Consider the following 17937-nt stretch of genomic DNA (forward strand, 5'->3'; position numbering starts at 1 on the left):
TCGAGGCTCTAACGTCCGTCACCACTGAAGTTGTACTCGGGTACGGATTCGAGTCACCGGAGACCTCATGTCCCTCGCACCCCCCGCCCCGTCGCCGGGCCCCCTCGGCGAGCTGCGCCGGCACGGGGCCGCGCTGACGGCGGCCACCGTCGGCATCGGCACCGGCGTCGCCGTGATGCCCTTCTACACGAACGGACTGTTCATCCCGGCGCTCGAAGCCGAGTTCGGGTGGTCCCGCTCGCAGCTGTCGTCCCTGGCCCTCGTCGGCGCCGTCATCACGATCCTCACCTCGCCGTTCGTGGGCGTGATCGTCGACCGGTTCGGCGTCCGGATCCCGGGCGTGGTCTCGCTCGTCGTGCTCGGCGGCGCCTACTTCCTGCTGTCCGCGAGCGGCGGGTCGTTCGCGGGCTACCTGGCCGTGTGGGTCGGGATGTACGTGCTGGCCGCGGCCTCCACCGCGGTCGCCTTCACACGCACCGTCAACGAGCGCTTCGACCGCGCCCGGGGCCTCGCCCTCGGGATCGCGCTCGGCGGCGCCGGGCTCGTCGCGTTCGCCGTGCCCCAGATCCTCGGCGGGCTGATCGCCGAGGACTGGCGCGGCGGCTACCGGATCCTCGGCGTCGTCATCCTCGTCGGCGCGCTGCTCGTGCTGCTCCTGATGCCGCGCCACCGGCCCGTCACCGCCGCCGCCGGCCCCCGGGGGACGTTCCGGATCGCACCCCTGCTGCGTACCCCGCTCTTCGCCCGCCTCGCCGTCGCCTTCTTCGCCATCTCGCTGGCCGTCGGCGGTCTCACCGTCCACCTCGTCCCGCTGCTGCGCGACGCCGGGGTCGCGCCGTCGTCGGCGGCGGCCACGGCCGGGCTCGTCGGCATCGCGGTGATCGTCGGCCGGGTGATCAGCGGCCTGCTGGTCGACCGCTTCTTCGCCCCGCGGGTGATGGTCGGCGTCCTGCTCGTCGCGGCGCTCGGCTACGTCGCGCTCGTCGTCGGCGGGCCCACGTTCGCGAGCGCCGCCGCGGTCGGCGTCGGGCTCGCCCTCGGCGCCGAGGTCGACGTCGTCGGCTACCTCGTCGCCCGGTACTACGGGATGGCCGCCTACAGCCGGATGTTCGGCGTCTTCTACGCCGTGTTCACCCTCGGCGTCGGCGCGAGCCCGCTGCTCATGGCCGCCGTCCGCGGCTCGACGGGCAGCTACACCGCGCCGCTGCTCGGCGCCGTCGCCCTGCTCGGCGTCGCCGTCGTGCTGCTGTTCACCGCGCCACGCTTCCCGGGCACCACCCCCGCGGCGGACACCGCCGTGCCCGCCACGACCCCCGCTGGAGGACCGTCATGAAGTGGGTGACCTACGACGCCGGCGACGGAGCCCGTGCCGGGCTGCTCGAGGGCGAGAAGGTGAGCGGTCTGGCCGCCGGGACGACCCTGCTGTCCCTGCTCGGCGACGACGGCGAGCGCCTCGCGGCGGCCGCGGAGACCGCCCGCACCGACCCCGCCGAGGTCCGGTCGCTCGACGCCGTGCGGCTGCTCGCGCCGATCCCGCGCCCGCCGGCCGTGCGCGACGCGCTGTGCTTCCTCGACCACCTGCGCGGCTGCTACCGCGCGCTGGGCCGGCCCCCGGAGCTCCCCGAGGTGTGGTCGCAGACGCCGGCGTTCTACTTCGGGAACCCGTCGGCGGTCGTCGGGCCGCACGACGACGTGGCGATCTCCCCGGCGTGCGAGCTCTTCGACCTCGAGCTGGAGATCGGCGCGGTGATCGGCCGCGGCGGGCGGGACCTGCACCCCGACGACGCGGCGAGCCACATCGTCGGGCTCACCTTCTTCAACGACTGGTCGGCGCGGGACCTGCAGATCCGCGACATGGCCCACGGCATCGGGATGGGCAAGGCCAAGGACAGCGCGATCACGCTGGGCCCGGCGCTGGTCACCGTCGACGAGTTCGGGCCCGCGCCCGACGGGCGCTTCCCGCTCGAGGTGTCGGCGGCGGTCAACGGCACCGAGATCGCGCGCGGCTCGCTGGCGGACGCCGACTGGTCGTTCGGCGAGATCCTCGCCTACGTCTCGCGGGGCACCGAGCTCGTGCCCGGCGACGTCGTCGGCTCCGGGACCGTGCCCGGGGGCTGCCTGCTCGAGCACGTCGACACCCCCGACATCGCCTCGTACTCGGGGTGGCTGAAGCCCGGTGACGTCGTCTCCCTGCGCTCGCCGGTGCTGGGGGAGACGTCCCAGACCGTGCTGCCCGCACCCGCCGTGACCCGGCTGCGGTCGGGCTTCTGACCCGGAAAGGCTCACGATGACGACACTCGTCGACCTCACCCGCACGATGGACCCGGAGCGCCGCGCCCTGGTCCACGAGTCGTTCCGCGCGCTCGAGACCGTGATCGCCCCGAAGATCGAGTACCTCCGCCCGGAGTCCGGCGGGCTGGACCGGATGACCTCGATCTTCGGGTGCGAGCCCTCGGACCTGCCCGACGGCGAGGGCTGGGGCGAGGACCTGCTCACCGAGATGAACACCCACTGCGGCACCCACGTCGACGCGCCCCTGCACAGCGGCAACCGCATCGAGGGCAGGCCCGCCCGCACCCTGTCCGACATCGGCCTCGACGAGCTCTTCCGCCCCGGCATGGTGCTCGACCTGCGGGAATGGGTCTCGCCGGGCACGGCGATCCCGGTCGAGGGCCTCGAGGCCGCGGTGAAGGCCACCGGCCGCGACATCGCCGACGGCGACGCCGTGCTGCTGCGCACCGGCCAGGAGGACTGGTACACGGTCGCCGACCCGGAGTACTTCGACTACCCGGGCATGACGGGCGAGACCACCCGCTGGCTGACCTCCCGCGGCGCCACGATCCTCGGCACCGACGCGATGGCCTGGGACCGGCCCTTCCCCGTCATGCGCCGGGCGTTCGAGGAGACCGGCGACCCCGGGCAGATCTGGGACGGGCACTTCGCCATCCGCGACAAGGAGGCGTTCATCGTCCAGCAGATGACGAACCTGGGCGCCCTGCCGCTGACCGGCTTCACGGTCGGCTTCTTCCCGATCAAGCTGCCGGGCACCAGTGCCGCGCCGGCCCGGGCGGTGGCGTTCGTGGACTGATCGAGAACTCGGTGACGAACCCCGGCAAATTTGCGGGGATTCGTCACCGGGACGGCGATCAGGCGATGCCGCGCAGCGCGGTCACCTCCAGCCCGGACGGGCGGCCGGCGTCGAGCAGGGCGTCGGCGAGGTACTGGCCCGACGAGCGCTCGACGTGCAGCAGGTAGCTCGGGACCCCGGAGCGGTCGTCGCGGGCGATGTCGGTGACCACCGCGGCGAGGGACGTGCGCAGTGCCGTGCCGTCGGGCGTGACGGCGTCGCTGAAGTCGATGGCGCACACGCCCGCGAGGACGGTGGCCGCCTCCCGCCCGGTGAGCCGGACCAGCGCCCGGCCGTGGGTGAGGTCGAGAACGGTCGTGAACTCGCCCGTGCCGGCGAGTCGCTGCTCGACCGCCGCCCGCAGCGCGCCGGCCGTGCCCGGTGCCCCGAGCAGCAGCCACTCGCCGGGCCCGGAGCCGATCACCAGCACCTCGCCGGTGCCGAGGTCGGCGCGCGCGGTGCGGCCGAAGCCCACGCCGAGGGCCGCGCGGCTCGCCCTGTCGAACGGCGCCCGCACGTGCACCTTCGCCAGCGGGGTCTCGTCCGACAGGGTCAGCTGCCCGGCGGCGATGCGGGCGTCGACCTCCCAGCCGTCCCGCACCGTGGCGGTGCCGGGCCGGACCGGGCTGCGTGAGATCGGGGCCTCAGACACGCTGGCGCGCTCCCTCGGGGTCGACGTGGACGTGCTCGGTGACCTCGACGGTGATGTCGCGCCCGTCCGGGAGCCGGACCGTCACGTGGTTGCCGATCTCGGCGAGCTCCCGGTCGATCTGGCCGAGCCCGATGGAGCGGCCGAGCGTCGGGGACATCCGGCTCGACGTGACGCGCCCGGCGATGCCCCCGGAGCGGTCGAGGATCTGGCTGGCCTCCGGCGGCACGATCGAGCCGTCGACCGGGCGCAGCCCCACCAGGCGGGGGTGGGTGTCGCGCTCGCGCTGCCAGCGCAGCTCGGGGAGCCCGACGAAGTCGTCCTTGTCGAGCTTGATCAGCCCGTCGATGCCGGCGGTGAAGCCCTGCGAGAGACCGTCGGTGTCCTGCCCGACGATGAAGTGGCCCTTCTCCAGCCGCAGGATGCGCTGGGCCTCGACGCCGAAGGGTGTCACGCCGAGGTCGGCGCCGGTGCTCATCAGCTGCTCCCACACGTGCAGGCCGTAGCCGGCCGGGACGTGGATCTCGTAGGAGAGCTCGCCGGTGAAGCCGATCCGCCACAGCACGCAGTCCTCGACGCCGGCGACGCTGCCCTCCCGGACGTGCATGTAGCCGAACTCCTCGGCGGACAGGTCGACGTCGGTCAACCGCGACAGCAGCTCGCGGGAGCGCGGACCGGCGATGTTGATCGACGCGTAGGCCGTCGTCACCGGGGTGACGTGGACCCGCCAGTCCGGGTGGGCGGTCTGCAGCCAGTTCTCCACCCACTCCCACACCGTCGCCGCGCCGGACGACGTGGTGGACATGAGGTAGTGGTCCTCGCCGAGGCGTCCGGTGACCCCGTCGTCGAGGACCACGCCGTCGTCGGCGCACATCACGCCGTAGCGCACGCGGCCGATCCCGAGCCTGGACCACTTGTTCACGTAGAGGAGGTTCAAGAGCTCCGGCACGTCCGGGCCCTGGAGGTCCAGCTTGCCGATCGGGGTGACGTCGATGATCCCCACGCCGGTGCGCACGGCCCGGACCTCGGCGGCCGGGTCGCCGTAGTGCTCGGGACGGATCCACTGGCCGGCCACCAGCGGGGTCGCGCCGTGGCGCTCGTGCCAGGGCTGCATCGGGGAGTACCGCACCGGCTCGTGCGGCCGCCCGGCCAGCGCCCCCAGGGTCACGGGGGCGTAGACGGGGCGCCAGGTGGTGGTCCCGGTCTCGGCGATGCTGCGGCCGGTCGCGGCCGCGACGAGGGCGACGGCGTTGACGGTCTCGAGCTTGCCCTGGGTGGGACCCATGGTGACGGTGGTGTAGCGCTTGACCAGCTCCACCGAGTCGTAGCCCTCGGCGACCGCGGTGGTGATGTCCTTGGCGGACACGTCCTCGCAGAAGTCCACGAACCCGCCCGTGCCCGCGCTGAACAGCTCCGGGTGCGGGTCGGGACGCAGCTCCGGGACGGTGACGGCCGTCGTGTCCCGCCGGGCTCGGCGGGCGGCCTCGCGGCCCACGGCGTCGGCGTGCTCGACGATCTCGGCCACCGTCGCGTCGCCGACGATCTCGCCCGCGGCGAGCACGTTCTCAGGCATCCGCGCAGGGTCGGGGACGAAGCGGGCGGAGCGCCGGTCGTAGACCGGGCGGTCGCCGGACTGGTTGAGCAGCGAGGTCGGCGCGGTCCAGCCGGTGGCGGTGACCAGCAGGTCGGCCTCGATGCGCCGGCGGTCGGTGGTCTCGACGGTGCGCAGCCCGCCGCGTCCGTGGGCGCGCACGACGCCCTGCTGCCGCCGCGCGTCGAGGACGGCCGCGACCTCGACGCCGGCCTCCTCGAGGTCGGCGACGCCGGCGTCGCCCTCGGGGTTGGCGGTCATCACGACCGCCCGCTGCCCGGGCCGCACGGCGTAGAGGTTGATCAGGCGGCGGGCGGCGGTCGAGAGCATCACGCCGGGCAGGTCGTTGCCGCCGAACACGTAGGGCCGTTCGATCAGCCCCGGGGCGACGACGAGCGTGCGCGCCCGGGCCTTGACCAGCCGCTCGGTGACGCCGGGCAGGTTGCGCTGCGCGATGCCGACCCAGTTGTCGTCGTACCGGCCGGTGACCACCGAGTCGGTGAGCACCTCGATGCCGGTCTCGCCGGCCACCTGCGCCCGCAGCTCCGCCAGCGCGGCGAGGTCGGCGGCGTCGCCGAAGCGGAGGTGCCCGCCGAGGTCGTGGTTCTCCTCGACCAGCATCACCGACGCCCCGGCGCGGGCCGCGGCGACGGCGGCGGCCATGCCCGCCGGGCCGCCGCCGGCGACCACGACGTCGGGGTGGGCGAAGCGGTGGTCGTAGAACGCGCCACCGGGGTCCGGGGTGATCGCGCCGGCGTGCACGAACCGGCGCAGGACCTTCTCGTACAGCGGCCACAGCGGCTCGGGCTTGATGAACGTCTTGTAGTAGAAGCCCGTCGCGAGGAAGGGGCCGGCGAGCTGGTTGACGGCCTTGACGTCGAAGCGCAGCGAGGGCCACGTGTTCTGCGACGACACCTCCATGCCGGCCTCGACCAGCCGGTGCGCACCCCGCACGTTGGGCTCGTCGCCGACCTGGAAGAAGGCGCCGGGGTCGAGGTAGTCGGCGGTCAGCAGGCCCCGCGGGCGGTGGTACTTGTAGCTGCGCGAGAGCAGCCGCACCCCCGCCGCGGCCAGCGCGGAGGCGATCGTGTCACCGGGGTGGGCGGTGTACGGGTCGCCGTTGAAGGTGAACGGGAGCGTGCGGCGGCGATCGATGACCTCGCCCGGTCGCGGGCCCAGCCGCATCGGGACCGGCGCGTCGGCGCCGCGACCACCGCGGCGGGTGGTGGGCAGCAGGCTCATCGGGCGACCCCCGTGGCCGAGTCGACGGCGGACCGGACCTCGTTGGTGGCGGTGTCACGCTCGACCGCGAGATAGCGCCGGCAGCCGGCGCGGTGGTACCAGGTCTCGCGCACCGGCCCGCACGGGTTGGCGTGCACGTAGAGGAAGCGGCGCCACTCCTCGGGCGTCGCCGACGCCGGGTCCGGGCGCGGACCGGCCTCACCGACGTAGCGGAACTCGGTCGCGTTGCGCGGCCCGCACCACGGGCACGGCAGCAGCATCATCAGCAGATCACCCCAGCGATACGGGAACGGGTCTACGCGTGCTCAGTGGCCGACCGCGGCCGCGCCCTTCTCGCCGACCAGGCGGCCGTCGGCGAACCGGTCGAGCCCGAACGCGGCGATGATCTCCGGCGGCTTCCCGGTCGCCAGGGTCGCGGCCATGGCCTCCCCGGAGACCGGACCGGCCTTGAACCCGTAGGTCCCCCAGCCGACGTCGACGTAGAAGCCCTCCACCGGGGTGGGGCCCATGATCGGCGAGTAGTCCGGCGTCATGTCGCAGAGACCGGCCCACTGGCGCAGCAGCTTCATCCGGTGCAGCGCGGGCATCAGCTCGAGCACGTGCCCGGCGATGCCCTCGGTGAACTCCAGGCTCCCGCGCATCGAGTACGACGCGAACGGGTCGACGCTCGCGCCGAACACGAGCTCACCGCGGTCGGTCTGGGACACGTAGACGTGCAGGGTCCCGGAGACGACGACGGTGTCGAGGAACGGGCGCACGGGCTCGGTCACCGCGGCCTGCAGGGGGAACGTCTGCACCGGCATCGAGACCCCGGCCATGTCCGAGATCAGCGTCGCCCACCCGGCGGTCGCGTTGAGCACCACCGGGGTGGCGATCCGGCCGCGGTTGGTCTGCACCCCGGTCACGCGGCCGTGGCTGACGTCGATCCCGGTGACCTCGGTCTGCTGGTGGATGTGCACCCCGTGCGCGTCCGCCCCGCGGGCGTAGCCCCAGACGACCGCGTCGTGGCGGACGATGCCGCCCGGCGGGTGGTAGAGCGCCCCGAGGATCGGGTAGCGCGTGCCGGGGGAGGTGTCGAGGTACGGCACCAGCTTCTTGATCTCGTCGGGGTCGATCACCGACGAGTCGACGCCCTGCAGCTTGTTGACCTCGGTGCGCCAGTGCATGGTGCGCAGCGAGGCGTCGTTGTGCGCCAGCGTCAGGTGCCCGCGCTGGGAGAACATGACGTTGTAGTTCAGGTCCGCGGCCAGGTGCTCGTAGAGCTTCACCGACCGGTCGTAGAACCGCACGCCCTCGGGGGTGAGGTAGTTCGACCGCAGGATCGCGGTGTTGCGCCCCGACCCGCCCGACCCGATGTAGGCCTTGTCCAGCACCGCGACGTTGCGCATCCCGTGGTCGCGCGCCAGGTAGTAGGCGGTCGCGAGACCGTGCACCCCGCCGCCGATGATCACCGCGTCGTAGGAGGACCCGAGGTCGTGCTCCCGCCAGGCGCGCGGCCACTTCCCGCCCACCGCGCCGCGACGCAACAGGCTCCACGCCGAGTACCCCGACGGGTGGCGGTGGCCGTTGGTCCGGGAACTGCCGTTGTTCGTCAACGCGGTCCTCTCAGGCCTGGGTGAGGTAACGCCGGACCTCCCAGTCCGACACCGACGCGTGGTACTCGTCGAACTCGGCCTGCTTCACCGCGGCGTAGTAGTCGATGAAGTCACCGCCCGAGGTCTTGCCGAGGGCGGCGCGCAGGACGTCGTCGGTCACGAGCTCCTCGACGGCGCGGTCCAGCGTCTTCGGGAGGTGCTTGATGCCCCGGGCGCGCACCTCGTCGGTGTGCAGGGTGAAGAGGTTGTCGTCGGTGCACGCGCCCGGATCGATCTCACGGTCGATGCCGTCCAGGCCGGCCGCGAGCAGCGCGGTGGCGGCGAGGTAGGGGTTGGCCGAGCCGTCCACGCCCCGGTGCTCGATGCGCCCGCCCTCGGGGACGCGCAGCATCACCGTGCGGTTGTTGCCGCCGTAGGCGACGTACGCGGGCGCCCAGGTCGAACCGGACGTCGGCGCACCGACGCCGATGCGCTTGTAGGAGTTGACGGTCGGGCAGATGATCCCGGCGACCGCGCGGCCGTGCTCGATGAGCCCGCCCAGGTAGTGGCGGGCGGTCGGCGAGAGGCCCAGCGCGTCCGCGTCGTCCGCGAACAGCGGCGTGCCGTCCTGCGTCCACAGGCTCTGGTGGATGTGCAGGCCGTTGCCGGTGACGGTGCTGAACGGCTTGGGCATGAACGTGGCGACCATGCCGGCGTCGTGCGCCAGCATGTGGACCATGTAGCGGAAGAAGATCGTGCGGTCGGCCGTGGTGAGCGCGTCCGCGTACTCCCAGTTGTTCTCGAACTGGCCGGTGCCGTCCTCGTGGTCGTTCGCGTAGTTGCCCCAGCCGAGGGTGTTGAGGTGGCGCGACACCGTCGAGAGGTGGTCCCACATCCGCGTCAGGCCCTTGACCTCGTAGCAGGGCTTGGCCGCGGTGTCGTGCGGGTCGGCGAACTCGAGCGTGCCGTCCTCGCGACGGCGCAGCAGGCTGTACTCGAGCTCGGTGCCGGTCTTGAACACCCAGCCGCGCTTGTCCGCGAGCTCCGCGAGCTGGCGCTGCAGGATCACGCGCGGCGCGTAGGGCCAGGGCTTGCCCTCGACGTGGGGGTCGCAGTGCAGCACCGCGACGCCCGGCTTCCAGGGCAGCGGGGTGTAGGACGCGGGGTCGGGGACGACGAGCACGTCCGGGTCGGCGGGGGACTGCCCGAGGTCGCCCGCGGCGTAGCCGGCGAACCCGGCGCCGCCGTCCATCAGCAGGTCGAACGACGAGAACGGGATCGCCTTCGCGCACGGCTTGCCGTGGAGATCGACGAACATCGCGAGGAAGAACTCGATGCCGTCGGCCTCGGCACGTTCCCGCAGGTCGTTCCGTGCGGTGTCGTGTGCACTGTCATCGCCGGTGGCCATGAGCCGGGCCTCCCTCTGCCGCGCCGACCGCGGATCAAGGTGTGGACTTAGAACCTTTGCCAGAGGCAACCGGGAACGGCGAGGAGTGTCAACCCCGTCACATCCGGTCGGAGGCCGTGGAGGGGCCCGGATCGCGGCTCGATACACAGGGTGACCGTGCGCGCTAGTCTCGGTGCATGGCCCGGCAGGTCACCTCCACGTCGCTGACCCAGGCGGTGGCCGACCACCTGCGCCTGCGCATCCACCGTGGGGACGTCAGCCCGGGGGAGCGGCTGCCCGCCGAACGCGAGCTCGCCGAGCAGCTCGGGGTGGCGCGGATCAGCCTCCGCGAGGCGATCCGCCAGCTCCGCGAGGACGGTTACGTCGAGGTCCGGCGGGGGTCGGCCGGGGGCACCTACGTCACCGAGCTGCGCCGCCCCGCCGAGGCGTGGCGGGCCCGGATGCGCGAGCAGGCCGGCGAGATCGACGACATCGTCGACTTCCGCATCGCCCTGGAGACCCAGACCGCCGCCCTGGCGGCCCACCGGCACACCGAGGTCACGCTCGCGCCGGTGCAGGAGTCGCTCGTCGCGCTGCGCGACGTCATCGGGCGCACCGCGTTCCGTCAGGCCGACTCACGCTTCCACGTCGCGCTGGCCCGGGCGGCGCGCAACGACCGCCTGTGCGACGCCGTCGAGACGGCCCGCGGCGAGCTGTTCAGCCCGCGCGACCTGCTGCCGTTCCGCGAGCCCGTCGAGGAGACCCTGCGCGACCACCAGGCGATCTACGAGGCCGTGCGCGACGGCGACTCCGAGGCGGCCGCGGAGGCGATGCGAGCCCACCTCGAGCGGGCCCGCCGCCAGCTGCGGGCGATCGTCTTCGGCGAGGAGGACGGCTCCGAGGTCGACTCCGCGTGGTCGTCCGCCTGACCCGTTCCGGGCACCGGTCCGTTTCACGCGGGGTTGACACGGTGTGGCGCGGGCCACCTACTCTCCTTCCGTCCATGGTCTGCGAACCGGACCAAAGCACGGACCAGCGCCCGCACGACGTCGTCGGAACGCTCGTCGACGCCGGAGCGCCGCGCCCGGAGGCAACTGAGATGAAGAGCCTCGACGACCGGATCGCGGTGCTGCTGCGCCGCGACCGGCTCCTCGCCCTCGCCGCGACGGTCGCGATGTGGGTGGTGCTGGTGTTCGTCCTCGTCGCCGCCGCGCCCACCGTCCCGAGCACCGGGCTGTTCGTGGTGCTCGCCGTCGCGCTCGTCCTGCTCGGGGGCCTGAACACCGCCTCGGCCGCGGCGCTCGTCCGCCGCTACCGGCTGGCGAGCGACCAGGTCTACCGCCCGGACATCGAGAACCTCGACGCCCAGCGGGCGGCCCGCGACGCCGCGCGGAGGACGTCGTGAGCGCGGGGATCGACGGCGGCGGCACCCGCCGCGAGCACTACGAGCCCCCGAAGCAGTCGGTGGGCGGCCAGCTCCTCGACGCCCTGGTCATCCTCGCCCTGATCTTCGTGACGCTGTTCGCCACCACCTACATCACCAGCGCCGAGGACGAGACGACCACCGAGACCCGGCCGCTGGCCGAGCTGCCGCTGACCCCCGGCGAGCGCACCCAGTACCAGAAGATGATCGACGCCGGCGTCGCCGACCTGCCGACGATCTCGGCGGGCGTCGAGGCGAACCAGCCGGCGGACGACAAGTACGAGATCGACGTCCTCGCGCTGCTCGGCACGATCGTGCTGCTGGCCCTCTACCTCGGGTTCGTCTATAGGGCGTCGTTCCGCGAGTACCGCGAGGTCGTCGAGGAACGGTTCGGTCCCGCCGGCACCGAGAGCGACACCGACCCCGGGAGGCAGTCATGAGTGCCGTGGCCGTGGTGGAACTGATCGCCTGGATCCTCAGCGCGATCCTCGCGATCTGGCTGGTGAGCGACCTGGTGCGGACGGGGCGACGCCACGACGAGTCGTCGCTCGTCAACGCTCCGGACCCGCTCGAGGACCCGCCCGCCCCGGCGGACGGAGCGGGGGTGCGGTCGGCATGAGCGCCACCGAGGACGCCCCGGCCCCGGCCCCGCCGGCGGCCGCGACGGGGACCGACGACGGGCCCGGCAACGAACGCCCCGCCCTGCGCCGCGTGCTCGCCCCCATGCACATCTGGGCGCTCGGCGTCGGGATCGTGCTCGTCGGCGAGTTCATGGGGTGGAACTTCGCCGTCGAGAAGGGCGGCATGTACGGCGCGCTGGTCGCCTGCTGGGTGGTCGGCCTGCTCTACACGTGCATCGTGATGATCAACTCCGAGGTCACCTCGGCGATCCCGGCGGCCGGCGGGCAGTACGCGCAGGCCAAGCACACCGTCGGGCCGCTGATGGCATTCAACGTGGGGCTGTACCTCACGCTCGCCTACACGATGCTCGAGGCCGCGAACGCCAACGTGATGAGCGCGCTGCTCACGGCCCTGTCGGGGCTGCTCGGCAGCGAGCAGGAGCTCTCGCCGTACCCGTTCGCGGTGCTCGCGATCCTCGCGCTGGCGTTCCTCAACTACCGCGGCGTGTTCGCGTCGCTGACGCTCAACCTCGTCATCACCGGGTTCGCGTTCGTGACGATCCTCGTGCTGTTCATCGGCCTGCGGGCGTGGTCGCCGTCGGCCGAGATGGACCTGGCGGGGCTCGCGGGCGACGCGACGAACGCGCTGCCGTACGGCTGGATCGGTGTCATCGCGGCCTTCCAGTTCGGCATGTGGTTCTACCTCGGCATCGAGGGCACCGCCCAGGCCGCCGAGGAGTGCCGCTCCGCGCCGCGCTCGGTGCCGCTGGGCAGCCTCGCGGGGATCATGACGCTGATCATCGCGGCGTCGCTGACCTGGTACGTCTGCGCCGGGACGCTGCCCTGGCACTACCTGGGCACCGCGATCACACCGCTGTTCGACGCCGCGCTGGTCTCCGGGCAGGACGTGCTGGTGGTGCTCCTGCTGCTCGGGACGTTGTGCGCGACCCTGGCGTCGGCCAACGGGTGCATCAACGACGCCTCCCGGGCGTGGTTCTCGATGGGCCGCGACCGCTACCTGCCGGAGTGGTTCGGCGCGGTGCACCCGCGGTACCACACGCCGTTCCGGGCGATCGTGTTCCTCGTGCCGGTGGCGATCGCGTTCGCCCTGCTCCCGGTGGTGCTCGACCAGCCGACGCTGCTCTCGACGGTGATCACGTTCTCGATCCTGTCGGGGCTGCTGATGTACAGCTTCATGGGCCCGAGCTTCATGCGGTTCCGCAAGCTGTGGCCGCTCGGCACGATCGCGCGCGCCTACACGCTGCCGCTGCACCCGGCGCCGGCGATCGCGCTGCTGGCGCTCGCGGCCGTCGTCTTCTTCGCGACGTTCCTCGGGTACGGCGTCGCGCTGCTCTCGATCCTGGCGTTCTACCTGCTGGCCTCGATCTGGTTCGTGCTGCGGCGCTACAAGTTCGTCCGCCGGGGCGCCCAGTTCACCGCCGACCTCCCGCGCCCGCAGGGGTACTGAGATGACCACCGCCGTGGTGATCGTCCTGGTCGCCGCCGGGATCGTCACGCTCGCCGTGCTCCACCGCCGGGCGCGGCGGGCCGAGGGCGCGCAGCGGTGGGCGCTGTTCGCCGACGTCGTGCCCCTGCTCGACGGGGCGCGGCTGCGCGGCGAGCGCGGCGGCTACCCGGTGCTCACCGGCGACCTCGACGGGCAGCCGGTGACGCTGCGCGCGATCGTCGAGTCCGTGGCGCTGCGCAAGCTGCCGGTGCTGTGGGTCGAGGTCGTCGTGCACCGGGCGCTCGCCGTCCCCGGCACGCTCAACGTCCTGCTCCGCCCGACCGGCACCGAGTTCTTCTCGCCCGACGCGGGCTTCACCCACGAGCTCACGCCGCCCGCCGGGGCGCCCCGCCCGGTCCGCGTCTCGTGCGCGGGGCCGGGGCGGGCGCCCTCGCCCGGGGTGCTGGCGCCGGCGACCGGCCTGCTGGGCGAGCCGGAGACCAAGGAGCTCGGCATCGGCCGGGGCGGCCTGCGGGTCGTCCTGCGGGTCGCGGAGGCCGAGCAGGCGAGCTACCGCACCACCCGGCGCGTGGTGTTCGGCCGCCCGCGCCTGCGGCCGGAGGCGCTGACCCGTGCCGTCGCGGTGCTCACCGAGGTCGGCGACGGTGTCGAGGCCCCCCTGGAGGCGAGACCATGATGAGGATCCGGTCGTGGATGGTGCTGCTCGTCGCCGTCGTGCTGCCCGGGTGCGGCCACGTCCTGGTCAAGCTGCCGGTGCGCGGCCTCATGTTCGCCTTCTACACGCTGCTGCTCGGCGTGATCACCTGGCAGCTCACCACGCCGGACACCTCGCTGGTCGGCCGCCTGGCCGGCGGGCTGTTCGTCTACGCGGTGAGCGTGTTCGACGCGTACACGTGGGCGGCCCGTCGGGCCCACGCGGCACCCGTCGGCGGGTGACGCCGCCGTCTCCTCCGTAGGTCCCTCCGACGCAGGAAGGCTCTCCTCCATGTGCGGCATCATCGGTCTGCACCTGCGCGACCCCGAGCTGCATCCGCAGCTCGGCAGGCTCCTGGACGACATGCTCTGCGGGGTCTCCGAACGCGGGCCCGACTCGGTGGGGGTCGCGGTCTACGGCGACGACCAGCGCAACCCGCCCGGACAGAGCGCGGTGTCCGTGCTGCGCGCGCCCGGCGACCTCGACGTGACCGTGGGCGCGCTGCTGCCGAACCGGCCCCCGGTGGCAGCGGCGCGCGTCGGGGACACCACGGTCCTGACGGCGCCGGTGGCGGCCGAGGCGCTGGTGGCCGCGGTCACCGCGGCCGCGCCCGACGCGCTGGTCGTCGGGCGGGGCGACGACCTCGTCGTCTACAAGGGCGTCGGGCACCCGTCGGACCTCGCCGTCACCTACGGGCTGCGCGAGGTCACCGGCTGGCAGGGGCTGGCCCACACGCGCATGGCGACCGAGTCCGCGATCATCCCGGAGGGCTGCCACCCCTACTCGGTCGGTCCGAACCAGTGCCTGGTGCACAACGGGTCGTTCTCCAACCACGCCACCGTGCGCCGCGACCTGCGCCGCCAGGGGGTCACGTTCGACTCGGAGAACGACTCGGAGGTCGGCGCCCGGTTCGTGGCCGCCTGCCTGGCCGAGGGTGACGACCTCGAGAAGGCGCTGCTGCGGCTGGGGGAGACGTTCGACGGCTTCTACACGCTGCTGGTCACCACCGACGAGGGGTTCGCGGTGGTCCGCGACGAGATCGCCTGCAAGCCCGCCGTGATCGCCGAGCACCCGCGGTGGGTGGCGATGGCCTCGGAGTTCCGGGCGCTCGCCGACCTCCCGGGCATCGGCGAGGCCCGCGTCACCGAACCCGACCACGGAAAGGTGTACACATGGCGGCGTTGAGCCGTGCGGAAGCCGAGGGGCGCTCCGGTCCCGTCACCGTCGACCTCCGCGAGTCGGGGGTCCGCGCCCTCAACGCCGAGCTCCACGCGCCGACCGCGACGTCGTACGAGGTGCTCAACCCGCTGGGCGCGCACGCGATCGGGGCGGGCATCAACGCCGAGATCGACGTGCACGTCCGGGGCAACGCGGGCTACTTCTGCGCGGGGATGAACCAGCACGGCCACGTCGTCGTCGACGGGTCGGCCGGCAACGGCGTCGCCGAGAACATGATGTCGGGCTCCGTGCGGGTGCGCGGCGACGCGTCGCAGGCGGCCGGCGCCACGGGGCGTGGCGGCCTGCTCGTGGTCGAGGGCCGGGCGTCGATGCGCTGCGGGATCTCGATGAAGGGGATCGACATCGTGGTCGGCGGCGACATCGGCGCGATGGGCGCGTTCATGGCGCAGGCCGGGCGTCTGGTGGTCTGCGGCGACGCGGGCGACGGGCTCGGCGACTCGATCTACGAGGCGCGGCTCTACGTGCGCGGCCGCGTCGGGACGCTCGGCGCGGACTGCGTCGAGAAGGAGATGCGCGACGAGCACCGTGCCGAGCTCGCCGAGCTGCTGGCGGCGGCCGGGTTCGACCACGCCGTCGACGAGTTCCGCCGGTACGGCTCGGGGCGGACGCTCTACCACTTCACCAGCGAGCACAGCGCCAGCTACTGATGGGGAGCTACTGAGATGCCGGGAGACGAAGCGAAGCGGAGCTCGACCCGACTGAACAGCCCATCGGAGCGGGGGCTGCGGGAGTCGGCGACGTTCGACCGCGCGTCGATCGCCGCGATCCAGCACGCGGCGCGCACGGGCGTCTACGACATCCGCGGGTGGGGCGCCAAGCGCGCGGTGCCGCACTTCGACGACCTGCTGTTCCTGGGGGCGTCGATGTCGCGCTACCCGCTGGAGGGCTACCGCGAGCGCTGCGACACCGACGTGGTGCTGGGCGACCGCCACGCCACGCGGCCCCTGCACCTCGACATCCCGGTGACGATCGCGGGGATGAGCTTCGGTGCCCTCTCCGCGCAGGCGAAGGAGGCGCTGGGGCGGGGCGCGTCGGAGGCGGGGACGTCGACGACCACCGGTGACGGCGGGATGACCGACGAGGAGCGTGGCGAGTCGAAGACGCTGGTCTACCAGCTGCTGCCGAGCCGCTACGGGATGAACCCCGACCACCTGCGGGCGGCGGACGCGATCGAGGTGGTGCTGGGGCAGGGCGCCAAGCCCGGCGGGGGCGGCATGCTGCTCGGCCAGAAGATCTCCGACCGGGTCGCCGAGATGCGCACCCTCCCACCCGGCATCGACCAGCGCTCCGCCTGCCGCCACCCCGACTGGACCGGCCCCGACGACCTGGCCATCAAGATCGGCGAGCTGCGCGAGATCACCGACTGGGAGAAGCCGGTCTACGTCAAGGTCGGCGCGACCCGCACCTACTACGACGTCAAGCTCGCCGTCGCCGCCGGCGCCGACGTCGTGGTGGTCGACGGGATGCAGGGCGGCACCGCCGCCACCCAGGAGGTGTTCATCGAGCACGTCGGCATCCCCACCCTGGCCGCGATCCCGCAGGCGGTGCAGGCGCTGCAGGAGCTCGGGCTGCACCGCAAGGTCCAGCTCATCGTCTCCGGCGGCGTCCGCACCGGCGCCGACGTCGCCAAGGCCATGGCCCTCGGCGCGGACGCGGTCGCCATCGGCACCGCCGCCCTGATCGCGCTCGGCGACAACGACCCGCAGTACGCCGCGGAGTACGAGGCGATGGGCTCGGCGGCGGGGTACTACGACGACTTCCAGGACGGCCGCGACCCCGCCGGGATCACCACCCAGGACCCCGAACTGTCCGCCCGCCTCGACCCCGTCGAGGGTGGCCGGCGGGTGGCGAACTACCTGCGCGTGCTGACGATGGAGGCCCAGACGCTGGCGCGGGCGTGCGGGAAGGCCCACGTGCTGCACCTCGAGCCCGAGGACCTCGTCGCGCTGACCATCGAGGCCGCCGCCATGGCCCGCGTCCCGCTCGCCGGCACGAACTGGATTCCCGGCCAGGGGTTCTGACGGCCTACGGTGCGGGGCGTGACCGACCCTGCCGCGGACCCCGTGATGACTCAGATCGGCGCCGCCTCGGAGCTGTTCCGGTCCGGCGACGTGGACGGGGCGCGGGCGGCGTTCGCGGAGCTGTGGGGCGTCGCGGCGGCCGACGACGACGCCTACCACCGCTGCGTGGTCGCGCACTTCGCCGCCGACGCCGAGCCCGACGCCGAGCAGGAGCTGGCGTGGGATCTCCGGGCGCTGGAGTCCGCCGACGAGGTCGCCTCCCGGGAGGTCGCGCACTTCTACCCGTCGCTGCACCTGGGCCTCGCCGACGACTACCGACGGGTCGGCGACGACGACCGGGCGCGCCACCACCTCGCCCGCGGGCAAGAGGTGCTCGGCGTGCTCGGCGACGACCCCTACGGCGAGATCGTCCGCGGCGCCTTCGACCGCCTCGCCGCCCTGTTCGACGCGCCGCGGGTGGTCACGGCCGCGCGGGTGATCGCGGCGCCGGCGGCGACGGTGTTCGAGCTGATCGCGGACCCCGCCCGCCAGCCCGCGTGGGACGGCAACGACAACCTCGCGGAGGCCGCCGACGGGCAGCGCGTCCGGGGCGTCGGCGACGTCTTCGTCACGCGGCTGACCATGGGCGAGGAGCGCGAGAACCACGTCGTCGAGTTCGACGAGGGCCGCCTGCTCGCCTGGACGCCGTCCGACCCCGGCCGCACGCCACCGCCCGGTCACCGGTGGCGCTGGGAGCTCCAGCCCCTCAGCGGCGGGCGCACCGCCGTCCGGCACACCTACGACTGGACCCACCTGGTCGACGAGCACCGTTTCGCGCGCGCCCGCGCCACGACCCCCGACCGGCTGCGGGACTCGCTCGACCGGCTCGCCGTGGTCGCCGAGGGCTGACGACCCGGGCCTCG

Annotated in this window: 19 protein-coding genes; 14 read left to right on the forward strand and 5 right to left on the reverse strand. The window is 73.2% G+C overall.

Going from position 1 to position 17937, the window contains the following annotated elements:
• Window positions 1-67 precede the first annotated feature (67 nt).
• Genes WCD41_RS04645 through WCD41_RS04655 form a run of 3 tightly spaced genes read left to right on the forward strand, consistent with a single transcriptional unit; the run spans window position 68 to window position 3088 of the window.
• A complete protein-coding gene (locus WCD41_RS04645; protein WP_337712190.1) occupies window positions 68-1333 on the forward strand; it encodes an MFS transporter in 1266 nt (421 codons plus the stop codon).
• The gene (locus WCD41_RS04650; protein WP_337712191.1) at window positions 1330-2271 is read left to right on the forward strand and encodes a fumarylacetoacetate hydrolase family protein; all 942 of its coding nucleotides are present in this window, start codon (window positions 1330-1332) and stop codon (window positions 2269-2271) included. The genes WCD41_RS04645 and WCD41_RS04650 overlap by 4 nt, the downstream gene beginning before the upstream one ends.
• A 16-nt stretch (window positions 2272-2287) precedes the next feature.
• Window positions 2288-3088: a cyclase family protein gene (locus WCD41_RS04655; protein WP_337712192.1), complete on the forward strand. Its 801-nt coding sequence runs from the start codon at window positions 2288-2290 to the stop codon at window positions 3086-3088.
• 58 nt (window positions 3089-3146) lie between these two features.
• Here the strand turns inward: WCD41_RS04655 and WCD41_RS04660 are convergent, their stop codons facing one another.
• From WCD41_RS04660 to glnT, 5 genes are read right to left on the reverse strand one after another with little or no spacing between them, the layout of a single operon-like run.
• Window positions 3147-3779 (reverse strand): sarcosine oxidase subunit gamma, encoded by a 633-nt coding sequence (locus WCD41_RS04660; RefSeq protein ID WP_337712193.1) that lies wholly within the window; start codon window positions 3777-3779, stop codon window positions 3147-3149.
• Window positions 3772-6609 carry a 2Fe-2S iron-sulfur cluster-binding protein gene (locus WCD41_RS04665; protein WP_337712194.1) on the reverse strand — a complete coding sequence of 946 codons (2838 nt, stop codon included), beginning with the start codon at window positions 6607-6609 and terminating at the stop codon, window positions 3772-3774. The genes WCD41_RS04660 and WCD41_RS04665 overlap by 8 nt, the downstream gene beginning before the upstream one ends.
• The gene (locus tag WCD41_RS04670) at window positions 6606-6872 is read right to left on the reverse strand and encodes a sarcosine oxidase subunit delta (protein ID WP_337712195.1); all 267 of its coding nucleotides are present in this window, start codon (window positions 6870-6872) and stop codon (window positions 6606-6608) included. The genes WCD41_RS04665 and WCD41_RS04670 overlap by 4 nt, the downstream gene beginning before the upstream one ends.
• 42 nt (window positions 6873-6914) lie before the next feature.
• The gene (locus WCD41_RS04675) at window positions 6915-8204 is read right to left on the reverse strand and encodes an FAD-dependent oxidoreductase (protein WP_337712196.1); all 1290 of its coding nucleotides are present in this window, start codon (window positions 8202-8204) and stop codon (window positions 6915-6917) included.
• A 10-nt stretch (window positions 8205-8214) separates the two neighbouring features.
• Window positions 8215-9591, reverse strand: a complete 1377-nt coding sequence (glnT, locus tag WCD41_RS04680) for a type III glutamate--ammonia ligase (RefSeq protein ID WP_337712197.1) — start codon at window positions 9589-9591, stop codon at window positions 8215-8217.
• A 176-nt stretch (window positions 9592-9767) separates the two neighbouring features.
• On the opposite strand from glnT, the gene WCD41_RS04685 reads away from it, so the two are divergent.
• The 11 genes from WCD41_RS04685 to WCD41_RS04735 all read left to right on the forward strand — a co-directional run bounded on the left by WCD41_RS04685 (window position 9768) and on the right by WCD41_RS04735 (window position 17923).
• Window positions 9768-10499 (forward strand): FadR/GntR family transcriptional regulator, encoded by a 732-nt coding sequence (locus tag WCD41_RS04685; protein ID WP_337712198.1) that lies wholly within the window; start codon window positions 9768-9770, stop codon window positions 10497-10499.
• Window positions 10500-10669: 170 nt separating this feature from the next.
• Window positions 10670-10975, forward strand: a complete 306-nt coding sequence (locus tag WCD41_RS04690) for a hypothetical protein (protein ID WP_337712199.1) — start codon at window positions 10670-10672, stop codon at window positions 10973-10975.
• The gene (locus WCD41_RS04695; protein ID WP_337712200.1) at window positions 10972-11433 is read left to right on the forward strand and encodes a hypothetical protein; all 462 of its coding nucleotides are present in this window, start codon (window positions 10972-10974) and stop codon (window positions 11431-11433) included. Before WCD41_RS04690 ends, WCD41_RS04695 begins: the two co-directional genes overlap by 4 nt.
• A complete protein-coding gene (locus WCD41_RS04700) occupies window positions 11430-11612 on the forward strand; it encodes a hypothetical protein (RefSeq protein WP_337712201.1) in 183 nt (60 codons plus the stop codon). The genes WCD41_RS04695 and WCD41_RS04700 overlap by 4 nt, the downstream gene beginning before the upstream one ends.
• Window positions 11609-13081 (forward strand): APC family permease, encoded by a 1473-nt coding sequence (locus tag WCD41_RS04705; protein WP_337712202.1) that lies wholly within the window; start codon window positions 11609-11611, stop codon window positions 13079-13081. Before WCD41_RS04700 ends, WCD41_RS04705 begins: the two co-directional genes overlap by 4 nt.
• Before the next feature lies 1 nt (window position 13082).
• Complete coding sequence (locus WCD41_RS04710; RefSeq protein WP_337712203.1) at window positions 13083-13757, forward strand: hypothetical protein; 675 nt, start codon at window positions 13083-13085, stop codon at window positions 13755-13757.
• Complete coding sequence (locus WCD41_RS04715; RefSeq protein WP_337712204.1) at window positions 13754-14017, forward strand: hypothetical protein; 264 nt, start codon at window positions 13754-13756, stop codon at window positions 14015-14017. Before WCD41_RS04710 ends, WCD41_RS04715 begins: the two co-directional genes overlap by 4 nt.
• Window positions 14018-14066: 49 nt before the next feature.
• The gene (locus tag WCD41_RS04720) at window positions 14067-14960 is read left to right on the forward strand and encodes a class II glutamine amidotransferase domain-containing protein (RefSeq protein ID WP_337712205.1); all 894 of its coding nucleotides are present in this window, start codon (window positions 14067-14069) and stop codon (window positions 14958-14960) included.
• The gene (locus tag WCD41_RS04725; protein WP_337712206.1) at window positions 14948-15661 is read left to right on the forward strand and encodes a glutamate synthase; all 714 of its coding nucleotides are present in this window, start codon (window positions 14948-14950) and stop codon (window positions 15659-15661) included. Before WCD41_RS04720 ends, WCD41_RS04725 begins: the two co-directional genes overlap by 13 nt.
• A 15-nt stretch (window positions 15662-15676) precedes the next feature.
• Complete coding sequence (locus WCD41_RS04730) at window positions 15677-17035, forward strand: FMN-binding glutamate synthase family protein (protein ID WP_337712207.1); 1359 nt, start codon at window positions 15677-15679, stop codon at window positions 17033-17035.
• Window positions 17036-17053: 18 nt separating this feature from the next.
• Window positions 17054-17923: an SRPBCC family protein gene (locus WCD41_RS04735; RefSeq protein WP_337712208.1), complete on the forward strand. Its 870-nt coding sequence runs from the start codon at window positions 17054-17056 to the stop codon at window positions 17921-17923.
• Window positions 17924-17937 lie beyond the last annotated feature (14 nt).

The organism is Actinomycetospora aeridis (genome assembly GCF_037400275.1).
In the GTDB taxonomy this organism is placed as follows: Bacteria; Actinomycetota; Actinomycetes; order Mycobacteriales; family Pseudonocardiaceae; genus Actinomycetospora; species Actinomycetospora aeridis.